Below are 20,153 nucleotides of genomic sequence, written 5' to 3' on the forward strand. Positions count from 1 at the left end.
TTAACATATTTTTCCAACTTAAGGACAATCCTCTATCCAAAACCTCTAAGGCGAAGAATTGAACTGGCTAACAATTCAGTTTGTCAGCTATACTTAACCTTTAGCTAGGCCTCATCTAAGAGTTGTCGCATCCTTTTAATTTGCGCAACATCTGCCACCAACTGATCATATTCTGAAATAGGGCTGTTGCTGGACATGGGCGGATAGTCCTTCCGGAAAACCATTCCCCCTTCTACCCTACTCCGCACAGAGGCGTGCACTTCTCTCACGCCGGTTTGAGTGATAATCGCCTGCACATTGGTTGGATTGATGCCACTGCCCGGCATAATAATCATATCACCTCCGGCGCGCTCTTGCAATTTTTGAATAAGTGAGGCACCCTGCAAAGCGGTTTCCTGTTGGCCAGAGGTAAGCAGGCGGTCAATGTGGAGGGAGAGTATTTGGTCAAGGGCTTCCAGTGGGTTTCGGGTAAGGTCAAAGGCTCGGTGGAAGGTGATGCTCAACGGTCTGGCGCAGTCTATCAGTTCCTGGGTACCGGCTACGTCAATGTCCCCGTCTTTGGTCAATGCTCCTAGAACCACGCCGTCCACTCCCAATTCTCGGCACAGCTGAATATCCCGTTTCATGACTTCCATCTCTTCTTTGGAATAGAGAAAATCTCCGCGGCGCGGACGGATAAGGACATGCAGGGGAATGGAAATACTTTCGCGCACTAGGCTAATCATGCCGGCGCTGGGCGTGGTGCCACCGCCGGCCAAATAATCGCAGAGCTCTACGCGCTGGGCCCCGCCTTGCTCAGCGGCCACCGCTGAGGCCACCGAGTCAATGCATATTTCCAGGCTGTAAATCTGGTTAGAGCTTGTATTTACCATCAATCAGCTGTTTGCCCTTGGCATCATGCACCGCGTAGTTAAAGCCTTTGTGGATGCAGTAACCGCCGTACTCGCCTTGTTTGTTGAGGGCAATGAATCCCACCTGCAAATCTTTCACGTCTTTGTGTTTGGCAATGATACGCTCTACGGCCAGTTTGCACGCTTTCTCAGGAGAATTCCCTTGGCGCATCAGTTCTACCACCAAGTGACTGCCTACCATTCTGATGACAGCTTCGCCCAAGCCAGTAGCCGTGGCAGCCCCTACTTCATTGTCCACGAAAAGGCCCGCACCAATGATAGGCGAATCTCCTACCCGGCCGTGCATTTTAAACGCCGCGCCGCTGGTGGTGCAGGCGCCGGCTAAGTCACCGTTTGCGTCCAGGGCCAGCATGCCAATGGTATCATGATTTTCAATGTTAATGACCGGTTTGTATTTAGATTCCTTCAGCCAGTTTTTCCAGTCCTTTTCAGATTCAGGGGTGAGCAGGTTCTCTTTCTTGAACCCTTTGGAGATGGCAAACTCATACGCACCCTGGCCTACCAGCATTACGTGCGGCGTGTCCTCCATCACCTTGCGGGCCACCGAGATAGGATGCTTAATGTGCTGAAGAAACGCGACCGCGCCACAGTTGCTGTCCTTGTCCATGATGCAGGCGTCCAGCGTCACTTTGCCTTCGCGGTCCGGGTAGCCGCCGTAGCCTACGGTGCGCACCTTGGGGTCTGCCTCGGGTACGCGCACGCCAGCTTCTACCGCGTCTAAGGCGCTGCCGTTTTTAGAAAGGACCTCCCAGGCGGCCGCGTTAGCCGGAATGCCGTGATCCCAAGTTGAGATGACAATGGGTTTGCCCGGTTTAGCCGAGTTTAGGGAGCCTCCAAAAGCTTTCACAACCTCAAATCCCCCTCCTAAAAAAGTAGCGCTGAGCGCTGATAGTTTTAAAAATTTACGTCTGCTGCTCATATGCGCGTATGGTTTAAATGCTGTAGGAATCTGTTGTCGAATATTCTTTCATGAAGTACCCTATGCCGTGCCTCCCATAAAATTGACTAGGTTTTAAGCCTCACTTTTGAAGTCCACGCTCTTCCGTTTTTAGCTTATTTTCCAGAAAAGAAGCCAAAAACGATAATATGCCTTATCTGTATTCAAATGGGAAACTCGGCTCTTACTCCTGCTCTCAAAGATCTGGAATTGTTAGGCTTTCAGTAGATGCGGTCGTTCAGCGTGCAACTTCAGAATGAGTTCGCCGAACAGGGTGTTGGCCCAGGCAAACCATTCTCTGGTGAACTTGCTTGGGTCGTCTTTGTGGAAGGTCTCATGCATGAAGCCCGTACCCGCGTGGGTGGTTTTCAAGGTCTGCAGGCACTCCTTGATTTCCTGTTCAGACTGGCTGGTCATGGCTTGCATGATGATGCTCATAGGCCAAATCATATCTGGCCCCACGTGCGGACCGCCAATGCCTTTGCCAGCCTTGCCCGAGAAGTACCAGGGGTTGTCTTTGCTCAGCGCGAACTTGCGCGTGTTTTGGTACACAGGGTCTTGCAAAGAGCAGGCACCCAGGTAGGGCATGGCCAGCAGGCTAGGAATGTTGGCATCATCCATGAACAGTTGATTACCGTAACCGTCTACCTCAAACGGAAACACCTTTCCGTACTGCAGATGCTCGGCAACCGCCAACTTTGCCAAGGCAATTTCTACTTCGTTTGCCAGATTTGTGCACTCAGTAGCCAATTGGTTGTCCTTGGTAATTTTCTGACTCATTTCTGCCAACTGCCGCAAAGACGTTACCGCAAAATGATTGGAAGGCACCAGGAACAAATAGATGGTGGCGTCATCTGAGGGCCGGAACGTGGAGCAAATCAAGCCTACCGGGTTGATGGGGTTTCCATAGCCGGCGCCCGAAACGGTGTCGGTTTGTTTGGGGGTGTTGCGTTGGAAGGTGTAAGGGCCTTTGCCCTCTTTGCGTTGCTGTTCTCTAAATGTCTTCACCACCAATTGCATGGCCCGTTGCCAGTCAGTATCAAAAGGGCTGATGTCACCAGTGGTTTTCCAGTAATGATAAGCCAGCCTAATGGGATAGCACAGCGAGTCAATTTCCCATTTGCGTTCGTGCAGTTCGGGCTTCATGGTGGTGAGGTCAGATTTCCACTCACTGCCTTTGGGTCCGTCATTGAAGGCGTTGGCGTACGGGTCAATCAAAATGCACTTGGTCTGCCGATTGATGACGCCTGCCACCAAGTTTTGCAGTTTCTTCTCCTCCTTGGTAAACGGCAAATACGGCCACACTTGGGCCGTGGAATCTCGTAGCCACATGGCTTCAATGTCGCCGGTAATTACAAACGTATCTGGCTTTCCATTTACTTCTTTGTAATGAACCGTCGTGTCTAGAGTGTTGGGGAAGCAGTTTTCAAAAAGCCAGGCCAGTTCTTTGTCACCGATGGCTTTCTTCACCTCGGCCAGCTTTTTCTCAATGGCTTTGCTGGTGAAGTTGCGTTTGGCCAAAGCCGGACGCTTGCTAGTGAACGGCTCACTAGCTGCTAAAGCGTTGAAAGGGAAACCTACAGCGGCTAGACCCAAGGTGGCGATGGTAGATTTTTTGACAAACTCTCTTCTAGTGGGCATGCGTTCTTTCCTTTTGAAGGTTCCGTTAGCAAAGCATCCAAATTGGATGGATATACCTGCTCTAGGAAACACCTCAGTTATTATGCCTCAATCTATAAAAAACTCTTGTGATTGCTACTTGCCTACAGATAATGAGAAAAGAATGATGCAAAAATGTTTGGTCAGAAGCCATCTGCTATAATCTGAATAATACTGCCCATAAAGTATTACCAATAGTTAAGTTGGGGTTGATATTTTGACTTTCTCATCCTTTATTAAAAAGAAACTGCCACCAAAAGCAACTTCGGTGGCAGCTAAGAAATTGTGAGTAAATAGACCAGAACTTAATGCTAAAAACCGTCAGGTTTAAACTAATCCAAATCGCTTTGACCTAGGATAAACCAATACCAGGAGACTTCAACTCTGCGGGATCTTGGACGTTGGTGATAAAGTAGTTACCCGTGGTGATGCCATCTACCAAGGTTTGAATGGTTTTGTCCCGGAACGTCTTAAGCAATTGGTCCCTATACCGCTTTATATCATCGTGCAACGGACAAGGATGGGTATCTGAGCATTCCTTCATGCCCATTCCGCATTTCCTGAAAGCCTCTAGTCCATCAATGGTCCGAACCACCTCTAAGACATTGATTTGATTGGCCGGACGGTGCAGATAGAACCCGCCACCAGGACCTTTCATGGAGGCAATCACTCCTTTGCGTACCAGGTCTTGTAGAATCTTGCCCATAAAGTGAGTGGGCAGTTCTAATTCTTTGGCAATTTCCTTAATACCCGACCGTTGGCCCTTGGCGTTGTTCAGGGCAATATAGACAATCGCACGAAGGGCGTATTCTGTTGTCTTTGATAACATGGGTTCTCTTCTGTCCTAGCCTCTTGTTCGTTTACAATCCCAAAGGTATTACATCTGCTCTAGTTGCCGTCTACCTTCTTCCGTAATCATTTCTGGCGACCACATGGGCCACCATACCAGATCCACTTGTATGTCTAATAGGGGGAATTTCCTTTTCAATATCTGCTGGGTGGCGGTCTCAATGGTTGCACTCATGGGGCAGCCGCGGGTGGTAAGCGTTAACTTTACTTTAAGTAGCTTTTCTTCTACCTCTACTTTGTACACCAACCCTAAATCCACTATGTTGATGCCTACCTCTGGATCTATTATGTATTTAAGAGTATCCAACACTTGGTCCACAATATCAGGTGCTTGCGTTTGCATAGGAAAAGGGTTTTAAGTCATGTACTTTATGTAGCAGCAGCGTAAATACATTGATGGCATATAAGCTGGCCGCTAAGCTTAAGAATAGCGCACCTGCCAGGAGTATGATTTGCTCCCGCAGTAGTACCCCAACCACTAAAATTACAAACCCTACCAAGTAAGAGATGTTTTGCCAGAACAGTAGTTTATGGTTGTACAGGTCTTTGGGCAAGGGCGTTTTCACTCGGCCTACATGGTGTTCATAGGCATGCATCCAGACAATGAAAGGAAGCGTTTTGAATGTCTGCCCCAGAATTAGCGCTGTAATAAAACCCAAAAAAACAGAGAGGCCATATACCAAATAAATACTGGACAAAAGCGTGCTGGGCAACTCTACAGGACTACTTACTACAAATACCAGCACCATGGGCAGTAGCAGTAAGAAAAGTGCTACAAAAGTCTGTTTCATGCCCAAATCAAGATCTGGCCGTTGCTTGGTTTTATATGCTGTGTGCACGAAATACAGGAACAATCCTAGGCCACTGGTAACCATGGCAGCATACAAGGGCAACAATTGGGTATGCCATAAAAGATGGTCAAACAAGAAAAGACCCAAGCCAGCATTGATGAGGTTATAAGCCCAGTTCAACGGTTTGTCACTACCCGTATGGGATAACAAAAACATAGGAATGAGCTTAGCTCCCACTCCTATGATGAGCAGCAAAAACCAACCGGCCATGCCTATGTGGGCGTGCAGCTTTAAGTAGTGTACATGGTCTTGGGGCAGAAATGGCAAAGAAAAATTAACTGCCATTAGCAAGCCAATGAAACCTGTTAGCAACAGCCAAGCCGCCGAAGTAACTATAAAGTCTGCCTCTACCGTCCATTTAGGAGCTTTTTTGGCAGTAAGGAAAATATTGATGTTAAACAGCAGAAAAGAGACAAACAGGCAACACCCCGCCACATGCATAGTCCACCCTACCCTAAAGAACCAGAAGGAATATGCCAGCAGAATGGTACCCGTCGCTAACAAACCAAAGGTCCAGAGTGCCAGCTTTTCACTATACAATTTACCCTCTAACACCACCGGTAACAATTGGTACAATGCTCCAAAGATAACCATGGTGGCCCACCCCAACACCGCCACATGGGTTAGGGTCAAAAGCTTAGGGTGAAAGTAATGCCCGCCAAACGCATCTGTGGAGACAAGCAGCAACACGGTTAACGCAAAGAAAGAAACAGCCCCAAAGGCATAATGTGGCAGCACTACCCATTTGCTAGGAGAGTTTGAAGCCGTGGCACTACTCATGACGGGAAGGTTTAAAAATAAGCAAATACACTTCCTCAAGACCTACTTCTTGTATGCTCACATGAAAGCCTCTGCTCTCTAGCTGTGGCAATAGAAACTGCGGAACCCGTTTATGCCTGACATACAAGGCGTGCCCCGTAGGCAACCATTCCAACTCATGAAGTATGGTGACCATAGGCAATGGCATCTCTAATTGGCGCACGTCTATCTCCTTTAGGTTGCCGGCAAACTGTGCCAGTAGTTGGGCAAAGTTTGTTTCTTCCTCTTTTTTGTTTGCCGTAACAACAACTGCCTCTTCACTCTCGCGCCAAAAATACGTGTATACCAGATCAGAACCTTTGGCTTCTGAATAGCTTTTAAACCCGCGTTTTTGCAGGATTTGAAGGAGAGGTGTTGGCTCAAACGTGTTTTGGAGCACCAATGCATTTTGCCCATTCACTTTTTCAACCGCTGCCATAATGCGCTGAAAGGGATCATTGCCGGTGGCTATGTCTTCCCGCACGTCTAAATACAGGAAACCATCTGCAGAAAGCCTCTTTAAAAATTGAGGGTAAGCTCCTTTTGAGGGGTTTTCTATGGTTACTTCTTGAACAGGCTCCATTTTCACTTCAAAGCCCAAAGGCACCAGCTTTTTAAAGAAATCCTCTACTTGGCAACCACCTATGCGCGCCGCATCTGAGATGGTCACCCTTGACGCCAAAATCTTGCGCAACATTGGGTTGCGCAATTTCTCAAAATGCCGGTTGATGGAGGCAATGGCGTCAATGGCGGCTGGGTTCTCCTTGATGAGGGCAGAGATTTTGGTAGTGGGTGCAATTTCCATGGCTAAGCGGCTTTGGCTTTTGGAATCCAGAACTCAGGGGAAAAGGCATCTTCCCTAGGAGCATGTTGGTGGTCCAGTACTTTGGTGGCCAGTTCCAACTCATCTGCGGGTACTAAAGCTTGCAAATGAGGGAACAGCTCGCGTTCCTCCCACCGGATGTGGTCAGTAAGGTCTTTCTCCAGTACTTTGAACAACTCTTTGTTCTTGGGGCTTCCTTCTTGGATAAGGCGTATTAATTCCTCAATCAAGCGGTGTTCTTCTTTGAGTCGTTGCAGGACTTCGTGGTCTTGGGGCAGCAGGCGGGCTAAAAGCCATTCTTCCTCCAGGCAATGGCTTTTTAGAACAGTATCCCAGAAATAGCGCACGTAGGCACGCATCACTTCCAGTTGGGTATTGAGTTTTAAGCCTTGTCTTAATTTCCAGCAGAACAGCAGACCAAAGTGATGCTCCCTACTAAGCGGGACCAGGCTTTTGGCTCTTTTTTGAGGTTTTATAGGTGTGTCCATGGCTTGGGCGGGCCTTGACCCTTTAAAGTTACAGGAAAGTGGGCAGGCCCCTTTAGCCCGCCCTTTTCCCTCTATTTCAAAACTTCTTTTTCCATTTCCAGCGCCTTAGGGAACAAGATGTTGTTCTCTAAGTGGATGTGACGGAACAAATCATCCTCAAACTCTTGCAACTTGGCAAAGGCCACTTGGTACGTGGCACAAGCATCCTCGGGCAAGGCATAGTTATGGGTAAGGGTCCTGATAGCTTCCAGTTCAGTGCCAGCGGCCTCATGCTCCATCTCCATCATGTTGATGGGGTTTTGCAGCGTGCCAAAGGCCGGCCGGTCCAGCTTCTCGCCTTTTTGCTTGGCCTCATTGACCTGCTTGATAAAAGGGAACAAGACGCGCTCTTCTTTGGGCATGTGGGCTTCCAGTTCATTAGCCACATTGGTAAAATGCTTGGCTACTTCTATCAGTTCTGGATGCCGGCCACCGTGCACGCGGGCAATCTTGGCGGTGTACTCATATAGTGCCGGAATGGCTTCCCGCACGTACTTGTGATGAATATTGACAATATAATCTGCCAGAAAAGACAAGTCCCAGCTTTGGAAATCGGTTTCTGAGACGGAGGGAGAATCTGTTAGGGCGTTTAACTCCTCTTCTATGGTGGCAGCGTCCAGACCTTTTTCTTCACAGACCTGGGTGATGGATTTCTTTCCTCCGCAGCAGAAGTCAATCCCGTACTTTTTGAAAACCTGGGCCTTTCTAAAGTCCTTCGCGACCAGTTCTCCAATGCTCTCTTCCTCCACGGGCGTGAGTTTTGAGATCTTAACCTCCCACAATTCGGGGCCCTGTTCTAGGTACTCCCATTTAAACACATTGCCCCGCTCCCCAAGCAATTGGTAGTAGAGCGGCTTAGGGTCGTGGTCATTGTGAATAATGAATGCCTCTCCCCCAGACAACTGGTCAAACCACTCAAAAATGGTAGGGTGTTTTAAACGAGGTTCAATTGCAGTGACGTCTAAAATGTCTATGGTTTCTGTAGTACTCATGGTAGTAATTGGTTAAGTCTTTTAAATCATTGAGCTAAAGGTAAAAAGCAAAATTATCAATTAAAAGACAAAAAGGTATTTTATTATTTTATTAGAACATTGGTTTTAAAAAGCCTCCTTACTAACTGCAATTGACGTTTTTAATTATTTTAAATCTTCTGAACCTTGCCTTAACTGATGATTCAAGTTTACCTAGATCTGGCCTGAAGGCATATGACAGAAGTTAGCCCAGCAAGTGACAGTTGTCATCACTTGGTCCACTTGCATAGTAACTGCATAAAGCATTTTACCATCAAGATCAAGACAAAGAATAGAGTCAAGCGTGTAGTCTCATTTTAGGCCTGATTTGGTAAAAACAGGCCTAAAATGATTAAGCAAAAAAGTGAGAAAATGGAAAGGAAAAGACACTTATCAAGTTTTCCCGAAGCTGGTGCGTTCTGCTTTTTAGAAAGATTAATCCAGTGGAGTTTTTCTTAGTTGACTCAAAAAGAACAACAGCATTCCTACGAGCAGGAAGATGCTGGCAATGAACAAGAGAAGGTGGTATTGAGGGAGTGAACCAAATTGTACCCAAGAGAAAATCCCTTGAAGAAAGAGCAGTCCTTCAGTGGTTAAGAATGACAGCACAAATAGCCCAATGCCCCATTTGGAGAGTTTGGTTTTAATCATCAGCCAACCTCCTACCTCAAAAAAAGCGAAGAGAAAAAAGCTGATGAACCCAATCAACACCAAGTGCAGGTACCCAATTATGAAATTCCTGATTTGGTAAGCGAGGTCTGCAAAGTACGGGAAGGCGGTAGCCACCTGCATACAGGTTTTAAGCGCCAAAGCCGCCAAAGCACCTGTAATTAGAAAACGGGACCACGGGGCAAAAAGCAGAAGCAAAGTTTTACGCTGTGGCCAGAGCAGCATGATTAATTGAGTTAAAGCTACCAGCTGACCGACGGCCGCAATCCCACTTAGCACATATACCCAGCCTGCGGGCTTGGTCCACAATATAGACAGCAGGTACTCGGGCAAACATGCCCAGAACAGCATCCAAAAAATAGCCCTTCCCTTTCCCAAACTGAAGGGAATTTGCCTGTACTCTAAAAGCCAAAAGACCAGGCCCAGCACAGCAAAGGTGAACCAGCCATTGTACTGGAAGTGTAGGTAAAAATAGATGGCATTGTAGTACAAAGAGCTTCCGCTGTGACCAGTGGCCATAATTGGCCCCAAGGACCAAGGCCCCAAAGAGGAAATAGTTAAAAAGAACAAACTCGCCTGTACAAACAGAAACGAAACTTGATGCTGACCCTTTGCTATACCTTCTACTTTGGCATCTTTTAAAAATTGGTAGATAAACCAATAACTCAGCAGAATGTGTGCGGTGCTAAACGTGATGGAAACGGCAGCATAGCCCTGCACCGGAAAACTAAACAGCATGCCCAGCACGGCCACTTGTGACAGCCAAAACTGCCAGGAATAGGTTCTTTTTGAATGCACTTCTGGCGGCAAAAACACTACTTGCAAGGCAACGGTCACCGCAGAATACAGCCACCCCAGTAACGCCACATGCGAGTGCGCATGCAACAAATATTTGTAGTTCACCCCAGGCACAGTACCCACCATCATGTACCGCAATACCAAGCCTAAAGAAGCTACCACCAGTAAGTGAAGCAGTGCTACCAAAAGCCAATTACGTTTATTATGAGGGTTCAAAAAAGCCATGGACAAGCGTGAGGTTTAAACCTTGAGGAAATGTGAATGTCACTAATCAATTAGACTTTCGCTAAAGTAGGCTATCAGGATAAACGTACATCAAGCAATCTTTTACATACCATAATAACGTGCAGATTGCCTTCCGTTTTTGGCCTGTTTCCCAAAAAAGAGCCCAAAAACGGCACTAACCTTATCCACTAAATAAAAGAGCGCAGACCTTTCGGTATACGCTCCCTTACCCCAAACCAATATTCATTCATTTTGACAACCAACAATCCCCTAAATATCTCTTTTAGAGAAAATTCTTTTTGACGCAAACACCGGCACCAAAATCCAGAGCAGCATCAACCCGAAGGCCAGTGATATTCCCCAGAGGCTGCCAAGGATACTTTTGTAGAGTGCACCGGTGTATCCCATCAGGGCAGACACATCCAGGTTCAACAACACTATGATTCGGCCTAGGTCAATTGGGTTAAGCGCGGTAAGCGCCAGGGTAGGGTTCTCTAATGGGTAATCACTAAAAGAGAAGAGGATAAATAACACGATGCCGTCATAAATCAAGGCAAAGTAAAACCACAGTAATAATGCCACCCCTATTCCCTTGGCTTTGTCGCGTGTGATTACAGATGCCAAAAAGGCCATGGCCACAAAGATAAACGTAATGAGAACGCCCGTTAATAATAAGTAAAATCCAGTCACGGAGGCGCCTAGCAAAAGCAAGGGTAAACCCACGCCCAGCACAAAGGCCCCAGACAAGGAACACGCCACACCCAGGTATTCGCTCATAAATATCTTACTGCGGTGAATAGGCTGCGCGACTAACAGCTCCATAAACTCATATGAATTGTAGAAGTGGCTGGTGGCAAAGACAATGCTTATGAGGGGCACCGTGAGCAGAACCAAGTTCAAAAGGCTAAGCACTGCTTTGTCTGGCTGGCCACCCAAACTGAATAACCCTATGGTAAGCAGCAACAGAAAGGCTGTGTAAGCTAGCACTACTTTGTTGCGCACAATGTCATAGAAGACGTATTTAATGATCTTTCCCATGGCTTAGTCCTCTCCGTTCATAATTTTGGCAATGGCCCGGCTCAACCGTTCTTCTTGGGTCTGGGCTTTTAAGGCCAGAATGGTTTCATGGAACTTCAGTTGGCCGTCCATGAGGCACATGACCTCATCGGCTACTTCTTCTACCTCGCTCATGATGTGAGAGGTGATGAGAATGAGCTTACCTTTCTTTTTCTCCTTCAGGATTTTGGCTTTCAGGATTTCAGAGGAGACTGGGTCTAAACCGGCGGTGGGCTCATCTAAAATCAGAATCTGGGGGTTAAATAGAAAAGAAAGAGCGGCGCTCACCTTTTGCTTGGTACCACCAGATAGCGAGCCCATGCGCTTGTCATACATTTCTTCCAGCCCGTACAAGCCAACCAGCTCTTCGTCAATCTCTGGGGCGTCCTTCCGTATATCTTTTATCATGGAGATGATCTGCCTGATCTTCATATTCTCTGGATAGCGGCCAATCTGGGGCATGTATCCCATCTGGCTTCTATAGGCATGCTGGTGCAGGACACTCTGGCCATTTATTTTAATGTCACCGCCGTCTGGCAGCACCATGCCCAAGATGCATTTAATCATGGTAGTCTTGCCAGATCCGTTAGGGCCAATGATAGAGATCACGCGCCCTGCCTCAAACTGCACGCTCACCTCCTTGAGCACGGGCAGCTTACCGTAGCTTTTGCGTAAGTTTTCTATTGTCATCATGGTCAATCTTCCTCATCATGGGCCGCTTGTCTATCAATTGGTCCGGTATAAAACTGGGTAACACCTTTTCTACATTGTCCATTAGGTCTACCATGAAACTACGCATGAACATTACAGAAGAAGGTACTTTTTCTACCAACATGCTGTAGAGGCTCACGGGCCTGTAAGGCACGTCGCCTACTTTGTCTTTGTCCAAGTCATAGCCAGTGTACTTGTCCCAATAGTTATTCTCAAAGCGATTGAGGGCTGAGTTGCCGTTGGTGCCTACATCAAAAGAGTTTCCTGTAAAGTTGTTGTATTGGAAGACGTCATCCATGCAACTGTTGAGGAGGCGCAAGGCCCAGCCGTTTCGGTCAAACGTATTGCTGCGCACGTCTAGGCGGTTAGATCCCTCCATGTAAATACCGGTGGTATTCTCCCTAAAGGTGTTGTGATGAATTTTACTATCCCTGATGTCCTTCAACAACAAACCATAAGACGCAGGTCCCCAGTTGCCCTCAAACGTATTGCGCTCCATGACAATGTTGCTAGTGTACATGACCGCCACGCCGGCACCGTTTCTTTTAAAGGTATTATGCGTGTACACGTTGCCATCTGAGAACATAAAATGCAGACCGTAGCGCAGATTATGCTGGCTAAGGTTGTCTTTGACGCGGCTGTTTTTCACGAATTCCAGATAAATGCCGTCACGGTGACCGCGCACCTTGTTGCCGGTAATGACGGCATTGTTGCTTTGCCACAAGTGGATGGCATTGCCCAGAGAAGACTCGTTTAATCCTGTCACATCCTTGCCAACAACAACATTGCCGCGTATCTCACTGTGGTCTGCGTTCTGCAGGTAAATCCCGAAGTAGGTGTTTACAATGGTATTCTGCAGAATCTTGGTATTGCTTCTTTCAATGACCCTGATGGCGGCATCATCACGGGTATAGCTGGTAGCCACGTTTTTTAAGGTAAAACCCTGCACTACTACCCCATCTGCCAAAATGGTAATTATCTGTCCTTTGAAGTTTCCGTCAATTACGGGATTGTTCTGCCCTATTAGTTGAATGGATTTTGCAATCACAATGCCCGCTTCTTTGTAAATACCTCCGTTAACCACAATTCGGTCGCCTGGCTTGGCTAGGTTGACGGCCTGCTTCACAGATTTAATAGGACAGGACGCGCATACTTGGAGGGTACCACCAAACACGTTCTGCCCCCCAACCAGCAGAAGCAAAACGCACAGATAAAAATATGTTGGCTTACTCAGGTCTCTCATTTTTTTGCACCGCCTCTAAGGCCTGGTTCCAGGTAAGGATTCTACCGTCTTGCTCTTGCTGCATTTGGGCAGCCACCGCTTTGCTCTTAATGGCCACCAAGTGCATGCCCATTGGGCTGGCAATTGCCTTTGACTGTAAAAAAAGCGCCTCTTGGGCATTGATTAAAGTAGGTGTTTGCGTGTAATCTGTAACCAATAAATGAGCAGCTTTATCACCCTCTGCTGCATGCTCGTTTACATAGGCCATCAGGCATTCAGAAGAGTCAAAGAAGTAAGGCTTGCCTTTGTCGTTCACCAGTTCAGCTCCAAACCGATTATCTGCCACCGTCATGTTACAGTGAACACAGTTAGCCGATCCATAAGGAATGGCTTGCGGCTCTTTGGAACAACTAGCCAAAGCTACACTCATTGCCAACAACGCAAGTACTTGAAGAAACACTCTCATACCAGAACAGATTTCTTAGGGGAGATGATAGTTTTTTGATTAGAGTTTCTTGTGAAAAAATACACCGCCAGAGAAAGGGCAATGGCCAGACCAATCCCAAAACCACCCCAAGAAGGCATAGAAAAAGCACTAAAATTAAGCAGCTGTTTACTGCCCAAGAAAGGCGGCACGTAGGTCATGCCTGGCACTTTAATGGGGGCCATGGGACTAAGGTTGGTGCCAAATCTATTGAGCCAAAGGTAGAAGTCAAGAAGACCGGCACAACCCGCCACCGTAAGTAGTAGTGACCAGGTAAGGACCAGTTTAGGTTTCCCCAGCAAAGCGACCAAGAGGCCGGTCACCATAAACCCAATGACTATGTAGGGCATATACTTTAGCTCAGCAAAGGATTCAGCGTGGATGGGCTCCATCCCGATGTAATGATTGAGGATGTTGAAGTTTTGCAGAACTCCTTCTGAGTTGCCAGAGAGCTTGTTCACCCAGATGTGCAGTTCCAGCCCTTCTGGGTATTGAGGGGCGGTCAGGTAAATCTTCCACATAGGAAAGAGGAACAATAAACCTAGCGATAAGGCGGCTACAGCCATTAGGACTCTAAAAGAGGTTCTCATCTTGTTGCGGTTAGATGAAGGGAAAAAGTAGAAAGGATGCCCTTGGGTAGTGCCATTTTTGGCCTGTTTTCTAGAAAATAGCCTAAAACGACATTCCCAGAGGCATCCTTCTTCTACATGCGGGTTGATTTCGGCTTATTTTCTAGAAAACAGGCCAAAATCAATCATAAGTTTTGGAGGTGGTCACTTGCGTTTCCACCTCCATCTTTTACTTATTTAGCAGCTACCGTGGCAGGTTTTTTCTTGCCGGTAGAGAACGCAATGGGAACGTTAGATCCTTTAGGAGAAACCCTCACGTACCCTTGCATTTCCTGGTGCAGGGCAGAGCAGAAGTCAGTGCAATAGAACGGGAACACCCCTTCTTTCTTGGCTACCCATTTAAGGGTTTGCGTAGCGCCTGGCATAATCAGAGTTTCAGAAGTATTGGCACCCATTAGGGCAAAACCATGCGGCACGTCCCAGTCTTGCTCTAGGTTGGTCACGTGGAAGTAAACCGTGTCACCCGTTTGGATGCCTTCAATGTTGTCTGGGGTCATGTGGCTTCTGATGGCGGTCATGTTCACATGTACCACGTTGCCTTGGCGCTTCACACTTACGTCTGCCTCTTTTTTGACAGCGTGCGGGTGTCTGTTCTCATCCAGCTTGTGGAATTTCACACTCTTAGGCGCAATCATATCTGCTTTGATGGCCTGTGCATAGTGTGGTTCTGCCACCGTTGGGAAGTCTAAGAGCATTTTCATCTTCTCACCGCTAATGTCAATCAATTGCGCGGCGTGGGCTAGTTCTGGACCGGTTGGCAAATAGCGGTCTTTGGTGATTTTGTTCATGGCCACCAAGTATTTGCCATACGGTTCTTTGGTGTCACCACCCGGAATCATCAAGTGGCCCACAGAATAATACACTGGTATTCTGTCTACTACTTTAAAGTCCTTTAATCTCCATTTCACAATCTCAGAAGACACAAACATAGAGGTATAAGCGTTTCCTTTTCCGTCAAACTCTGTGTGCAACGGTCCAAGGCCTGGCTCTTTCACTTCGGCGGCCAAAACAGACTCATACTTAAGCACTGGAATGCCGTTTTTCTCGCCGTCAAACTGCTTGTTTTTAATGGCAGCCTGCATTTTTGAGAAGGAGAACACAGGAATGGCAGAGGCTAATTTTCCACTTACTACCATGTGCTCACCGGTTGGGTCTACGTCAATACCGTGAGGCGACTTAGGCGCTGGCAAAAGGTACATCATACCTGGGCAGTCTTCGGGCAGCAGGTACCGCACTTTTCTCTTGATGGTTGACTTGGCCATGTGGGTGCCTTTGTCCATCTTGTTGTGATAGTAGTACGCGGGCATTTCGCGGGCTTTGCCTTCTTTCGCGTATTTAGCCGCCAGTTTCCAGTTTATAGCCGCTAAGTAGTCTTTGTCATTCTGTGACGCGCCTACCTCTTTTAAGGTACCAGACTTCTCAGAGTTGTAGGTAGTAAAGAACACCCATTCCTCAGAAGGACCTTTGCCGCCGTTGGCCAAATCATAGTCAAAACCCGGTACCAGAATCTGGAAGTCCAGGTCCATGTCGCCTTTCTCCTGGTCTACTTTAATGAAGGAGATAGAACCTCTAAACTCCTTCTCATAGTCCTTCAAACTTACGTCTTTGGTACCGCCTTTCATGTCCAGGGGCACACTAAAGCGAGTCCCCGCTATCACATACTCATTGTTGTTGGTAGGGTATGGCGAGCAGTGGTTACCGGCACTGTTAGGAATTTCCATGATCTCCACCGTCTCAAAGGTGGTGAGGTCCACGCGGGCTACCCGAGGCGTGTTGTTGCCGTTTACAAATAGCCAGCGCCCATCTGTGGTGCCGTTGGCGCGGGAGAGTTTAGGGTGGTGCAAGTCATCCCAAGGCACAAAGCCATGTGAGGTTTGCAACATAGCCTTAGACTCTTCATTGTAGCCGTAGCCATTTTCTGCGTGCTGAGAAAAAACCGGGATGATCTTTAAGAGCCTGCCAGACGGAAGCCCGTACACAGACACCTGCCCGTTGAAACCACCTGACAAGAACGAATACAGCTCATCATGCTTACCGGGCGCCACATACACTTGTGAAGCCGCATCTGAGGATAGTGCCGAGGCAGTGGCGCCCCCCTCAGAACCTTGTGTCTTACTACAGCCCTGGAACAGGGAGCCCATGGCCACGGCAGCTAGCACTGCTGCCTTAGGGGCTGATTTACAAATTTGGTTGAATCGAGTTTCCATATGGATATGGGTTGGGAAAAATGCCTTAGTTAGCTTTATCGTTCTGTCTCAGATACTCTAGAAGGGCGCGGGCATCCTGCTCGTTCACATTCTGGTTGGTCATCTGGGTTAGGTGCTCGGCTAGTAGCTTTTTAGCGGTCGGGTCTTTTTTGGTCATCTCCTCTGGGTTGATGATCATGTTCATTACCCATTCTGGCTTGCGACGGTCTGTAACACCCGCTAAGCCTGGACCCACTATTTTCTGATCAGATAATTGGTGACAAGCAGAGCATTTGCCTTCAAACAGAGACTTGCCGCTGGTGGCCAATGCCTGATCAATGTCTGCCCCTACTTGTACCGTAGACACAGGGCCAATGCCCATGCCATTGTCTTCCACCACTTCTTCAGCAGGTGCAGCAGCATCAGCGGTGGCTTCCTGTTCTTTCTTGTATTGGTCAGCGTAGCCTTCAGACTTTTCTGACGAACAGCTTAAGAGCAACACGCCGCCTATAAACAGGGGAGCAAGCCGCTTAAGGCTGGATTTTAAATGTAAATAGTTCTTTTTCATAAGGATGGTCTTTAGAGTAAGGCTAATTATTTGGGTTGATTAGTAAGCCAAAGGTAAACTTGTAAAGACTTTCAATAGAAGACCTAAATCTCTTTTAATAATGACATTCGTCATATTCTGGGTCTAGGCTTGCGCAGACATTTGGCAAACCATAAGGTCATAAGCGATACTGTGGCAAGGACTCCATTTGATAACCAGAAAAACCAAGGGCATAGCGTTAGCGGCATTCTCCTCTACTGCTAGCACCTTTTACCAGCTTATTGTCATTAACTCTTTAGCCATCCCAAGTCATGAAAAAGATTTTACTCCTTAGCCTTTTCTTGTTCACCTTTAGTTTTAGCAGCTACGCCTGTGACGGTGGCTGCACCATGGGCGGCAATTATTTGGGCATACTGCCCCAGTTCCACAAAAACTTTGTAGGCACCCGCTTTACTACCCGTAGCTATACCATCCAGACCATGCACACCCATGAACATGACGGCGTGCCCATGACGCATCAAGACATAATTGAGGAAGTGTATTCTACCGCTGAAGTTTGGGGCCGATACGTGCCCATGAAAGATGTGCAGGTGCTGGCCTTTGTGCCGTATGCCTTCAATGAAGAGCGCAGCTCTAGGGGCACCACTAAGTATTCTGGCTTAGGAGATATCACCCTATTGGTCAACTATTCCCTGTTTAATACTGGTGACAGTGCTCGGCATGCATTTAAACATTCCCTACAATTGGGAGGCGGGGTAAAACTGCCTACTGGCACGCATTCCTTACACCGAAGCGAAGAAAGTTATAGCACCAGTCTACAGCCCGGAACAGGTAGTACAGACTTTTTGGTGAACGTCATTTACACGGTCCGCTACGGCAAAATGGGTCTCAACAATGATTTCACTTACCGCTTTAATTCTGAGAACAGTGACGGCTACAGCTTTGGGGACCGATTTAGCGGCTCTAGTAACCTCTTCTATTGGTACAAGCTAGAAAACGTGCTAACTCTGTTACCGAGCGCGGGCCTTTATTATGAACACGCGCTGGCAGATAAATTTAGTGACCTGCATGACTCTAAACCCGGAGACGCCTTCTTTGCCAATTTGGGTCTGAACGTGTATGTGAAAAAGGTAGGCCTTGAGGCAACCCTGCAATTGCCCATAACCCACACCGAAGGCCATCACGCCAGCACCGCCAACAAACGCGCCATGGTCAATTTGAATTATCTTTTCTAAGAAAGCGTTGAGGCCAAGCCTGAATTAAGCGTGGGGTTATTGTAAGAGGCATCAATCATTTATAGAGAATCCCTTCGTTTTTGGCCTGTATTCTGGGAAACAGGCCAAAAACGAAGGGATTGGTTTTAAAGCGAATTCTAGCCCTGTTGAGCAGGATTATGCGGAAATTCTATGCTGGAGTATGCCTAGCTGGAAACGGCCCTACTCTGCTCAAAAAATTGTTCTCAGTATGCTTTTCAATCAGATTAAATGCCTGAACTGGTGATACAACTAACCATTGGCTGCAAAATAGAATACATAAAAAGGGGCGACTGAAACAGCCGCCCCTTAGTGGAAATCACATTATTAATTTTTGTTACTTCTGAATTGTGAACTTAATGCTATACGCCGGTGCAGTGACCGTTCCTAAATTAGACTTGGTGCCTGTGTAGGTAGTACCTGTCAAAGTATAGCTTCCGGTTGGAGCGCTCCAAGAGTAGTAATCGCCAGCTCTGTCATCGCCAAATAAGGCATAAGGAACTGCGTCATCTAATCTTGTCTCGCTATCAGCACCAGACATTACAAACTTCACCACGCCGCCAGCCTTGGCCGTGTTGGCTCTGATGTTGAATTTGTTGGTGCCTATGTTACTGATGTCTATCACGCCGCCATTCGGGATAGTGATGATGTCTTTGTTAGTAGAGGCATTCACAAGAGTAAAGCTTACTACTTTCTGCACATCAGTGGTAGTGGTGGTAGTTGTGCCACCGGTAGTAGTCGTTCCGCCAGTAGTGGTGGTGGTACCTCCTGTTGTAGTGGTAGTGCCGCCAGTGGTAGTAGTACCGCCGGTTGTAGCAGTAGTTCCTGAGCCAGTACCAGAAGTCATGTCAGCGAAGGTGGCGTTGCCGTTACCCACTCTGATGTTGTCTAGGTAAAGCACACGGTTGGTCACGATTGTCTCGTCGTATTTAAACGCCGACTTGTAAAGACCCACTTTCCACTTAGGTAGAACATCATCATACATGTTACCACCGGTAATGGTCTTCACCTTCACGCCATTCAACCAGATCTCTACTAGTCCGTCAGAACCATGAGAGTGGATGAAGTGCAGGACAAACTCAGTCCATGTATCTTTTTTGATGGCGCCCAGGTCGTGGATTACTCTAGTCTCTGGCGTGTTGCCCACCTCAAAAGTAATTCTGTCTTTCTGGGTTCTGATCGTAGTAGAGGGGCTTCCGCTCTGGTACCACTGGTTGATAATCTCACGCTCCGTGTCGTACTCGTACCCTTTAGATGGGAAGTAAGCGGCAAATGAATACCAGGTATTTTTAGTTATGTCACCTTCAGCGCCTTTCACGATGGTAATCTCAGATCTCTTGCCATCATTCACCAACGGCTGGTCCTTTCTGATCTCAAAGCGGGCCGCCTTGGTGCCTCTCCATACGGGAGTGTTTACAAATTGCAAGGCATAATCCATGGTGCCTACCTCCATACCATGAGCGGTAGAGAAAGGTGAAGAACCTTCCATGGTCTCTTCATAAATCAAATTGGCAGAAAGATTTGAAGTGGAAGACACTTCTGAGGTTGGGCTCATTTCTTCTAGCTCGTCTTTTTCACAAGAAGTTGAGATGAAACCTACTAGTAAAGGCAATACGATATATTTGGTGTTGAACTTCATGTTTAACTCGGTTAATAAAGGGGTTTTCGTAAAAGGTTTGGTTTGACTCCCGGGCATCGTGTAATATTGGGGTGACCCGAGCGTTTAAAAATCAGTCAGCGAAAGCTGACCTCACTACTTCCTTCTAAAAGTGCCTCATATACGCCTATCTATTTTAGTTTTACTATTATTAATTCTGCACTAAACTCATATTGACTGTCTTGAGCATTCTACATGTATTTGCATTCTAACCTTCAACTTAGTCAAAAATTATTACCTGAAAACCTGCAACAATCTTATTATCAGTTCCGTAGTGGCAAAGTTAGGAACAAAATTTATACATTTTTCAAAGACCACCTATTCCTGCTATTTTGCATTAAAACATTACAA

At 47.1% G+C, this 20,153-nt stretch carries 19 protein-coding genes; 1 reads left to right on the forward strand and 18 read right to left on the reverse strand.

Annotated elements, in window-relative coordinates; all coding sequences use genetic code 11:
• Positions 1–104: 104 nt before the first annotated feature.
• The 17 genes from TH61_RS17240 to TH61_RS17320 form a co-directional block, all read right to left on the reverse strand.
• Positions 105–872 (reverse strand): copper homeostasis protein CutC, encoded by a 768-nt coding sequence (locus TH61_RS17240; RefSeq protein WP_066512108.1) that lies wholly within the window; start codon positions 870–872, stop codon positions 105–107.
• Positions 853–1,830: an isoaspartyl peptidase/L-asparaginase family protein gene (locus tag TH61_RS17245; protein ID WP_066512111.1), complete on the reverse strand. Its 978-nt coding sequence runs from the start codon at positions 1,828–1,830 to the stop codon at positions 853–855. Before TH61_RS17245 ends, TH61_RS17240 begins: the two co-directional genes overlap by 20 nt.
• A 231-nt stretch (positions 1,831–2,061) precedes the next feature.
• A complete protein-coding gene (locus tag TH61_RS17250; RefSeq protein ID WP_066512113.1) occupies positions 2,062–3,489 on the reverse strand; it encodes a glycoside hydrolase family 125 protein in 1,428 nt (475 codons plus the stop codon).
• Positions 3,490–3,859: 370 nt separating this feature from the next.
• The gene (locus TH61_RS17255; RefSeq protein ID WP_066512115.1) at positions 3,860–4,336 is read right to left on the reverse strand and encodes an Rrf2 family transcriptional regulator; all 477 of its coding nucleotides are present in this window, start codon (positions 4,334–4,336) and stop codon (positions 3,860–3,862) included.
• 48 nt (positions 4,337–4,384) lie between these two features.
• Positions 4,385–4,699 carry a metal-sulfur cluster assembly factor gene (locus TH61_RS17260; RefSeq protein WP_066512118.1) on the reverse strand — a complete coding sequence of 105 codons (315 nt, stop codon included), beginning with the start codon at positions 4,697–4,699 and terminating at the stop codon, positions 4,385–4,387.
• On the reverse strand, positions 4,680–5,987 hold the full coding sequence (locus TH61_RS17265) for a hypothetical protein (protein WP_066512122.1): 1,308 nt from the start codon (positions 5,985–5,987) through the stop codon (positions 4,680–4,682). Before TH61_RS17265 ends, TH61_RS17260 begins: the two co-directional genes overlap by 20 nt.
• On the reverse strand, positions 5,980–6,810 hold the full coding sequence (locus TH61_RS17270; RefSeq protein ID WP_066512125.1) for a DUF2249 domain-containing protein: 831 nt from the start codon (positions 6,808–6,810) through the stop codon (positions 5,980–5,982). The genes TH61_RS17265 and TH61_RS17270 overlap by 8 nt, the downstream gene beginning before the upstream one ends.
• Positions 6,811–6,812: 2 nt before the next feature.
• A complete protein-coding gene (locus tag TH61_RS17275; RefSeq protein ID WP_066512128.1) occupies positions 6,813–7,316 on the reverse strand; it encodes a hemerythrin domain-containing protein in 504 nt (167 codons plus the stop codon).
• A 71-nt stretch (positions 7,317–7,387) separates the two neighbouring features.
• Positions 7,388–8,347: an iron-sulfur cluster repair di-iron protein gene (ric, locus tag TH61_RS17280; RefSeq protein WP_066512134.1), complete on the reverse strand. Its 960-nt coding sequence runs from the start codon at positions 8,345–8,347 to the stop codon at positions 7,388–7,390.
• A gap of 453 nt (positions 8,348–8,800) precedes the next feature.
• The gene (locus TH61_RS17285; protein WP_157600748.1) at positions 8,801–10,018 is read right to left on the reverse strand and encodes a hypothetical protein; all 1,218 of its coding nucleotides are present in this window, start codon (positions 10,016–10,018) and stop codon (positions 8,801–8,803) included.
• A 309-nt stretch (positions 10,019–10,327) separates the two neighbouring features.
• On the reverse strand, positions 10,328–11,095 hold the full coding sequence (locus TH61_RS17290) for an ABC transporter permease subunit (RefSeq protein WP_066512139.1): 768 nt from the start codon (positions 11,093–11,095) through the stop codon (positions 10,328–10,330).
• A gap of 3 nt (positions 11,096–11,098) precedes the next feature.
• Positions 11,099–11,806 (reverse strand): ABC transporter ATP-binding protein, encoded by a 708-nt coding sequence (locus tag TH61_RS17295; protein ID WP_066512144.1) that lies wholly within the window; start codon positions 11,804–11,806, stop codon positions 11,099–11,101.
• Positions 11,769–13,067, reverse strand: a complete 1,299-nt coding sequence (locus TH61_RS17300; RefSeq protein WP_066512145.1) for a nitrous oxide reductase family maturation protein NosD — start codon at positions 13,065–13,067, stop codon at positions 11,769–11,771. The genes TH61_RS17295 and TH61_RS17300 overlap by 38 nt, the downstream gene beginning before the upstream one ends.
• A complete protein-coding gene (locus tag TH61_RS17305; RefSeq protein WP_231862258.1) occupies positions 13,051–13,476 on the reverse strand; it encodes a nitrous oxide reductase accessory protein NosL in 426 nt (141 codons plus the stop codon). The genes TH61_RS17300 and TH61_RS17305 overlap by 17 nt, the downstream gene beginning before the upstream one ends.
• A gap of 32 nt (positions 13,477–13,508) precedes the next feature.
• Entirely contained in the window at positions 13,509–14,051 is a 543-nt protein-coding gene (locus TH61_RS17310; RefSeq protein ID WP_231862259.1) for a hypothetical protein, read from the reverse strand.
• Between the two features lie 281 nt (positions 14,052–14,332).
• Entirely contained in the window at positions 14,333–16,366 is a 2,034-nt protein-coding gene (nosZ, locus tag TH61_RS17315) for a Sec-dependent nitrous-oxide reductase (protein WP_066512150.1), read from the reverse strand.
• Between the two features lie 25 nt (positions 16,367–16,391).
• Positions 16,392–16,913 (reverse strand): cytochrome c family protein, encoded by a 522-nt coding sequence (locus TH61_RS17320; protein WP_066512151.1) that lies wholly within the window; start codon positions 16,911–16,913, stop codon positions 16,392–16,394.
• A gap of 290 nt (positions 16,914–17,203) precedes the next feature.
• On the opposite strand from TH61_RS17320, the gene TH61_RS17325 reads away from it, so the two are divergent.
• Positions 17,204–18,127, forward strand: coding sequence for a hypothetical protein (locus tag TH61_RS17325; protein WP_066512152.1), 924 nt, complete (start codon positions 17,204–17,206; stop codon positions 18,125–18,127).
• A 355-nt stretch (positions 18,128–18,482) separates the two neighbouring features.
• Here TH61_RS17325 and TH61_RS17330 read toward each other — a convergent pair whose 3' ends face one another.
• Positions 18,483–19,784 (reverse strand): polysaccharide lyase, encoded by a 1,302-nt coding sequence (locus TH61_RS17330; protein WP_066512161.1) that lies wholly within the window; start codon positions 19,782–19,784, stop codon positions 18,483–18,485.
• Positions 19,785–20,153: the final 369 nt, after the last annotated feature.

Source organism: Rufibacter sp. DG15C, from assembly GCF_001577755.1.
In the GTDB taxonomy this organism is placed as follows: domain Bacteria; phylum Bacteroidota; class Bacteroidia; order Cytophagales; family Hymenobacteraceae; genus Nibribacter.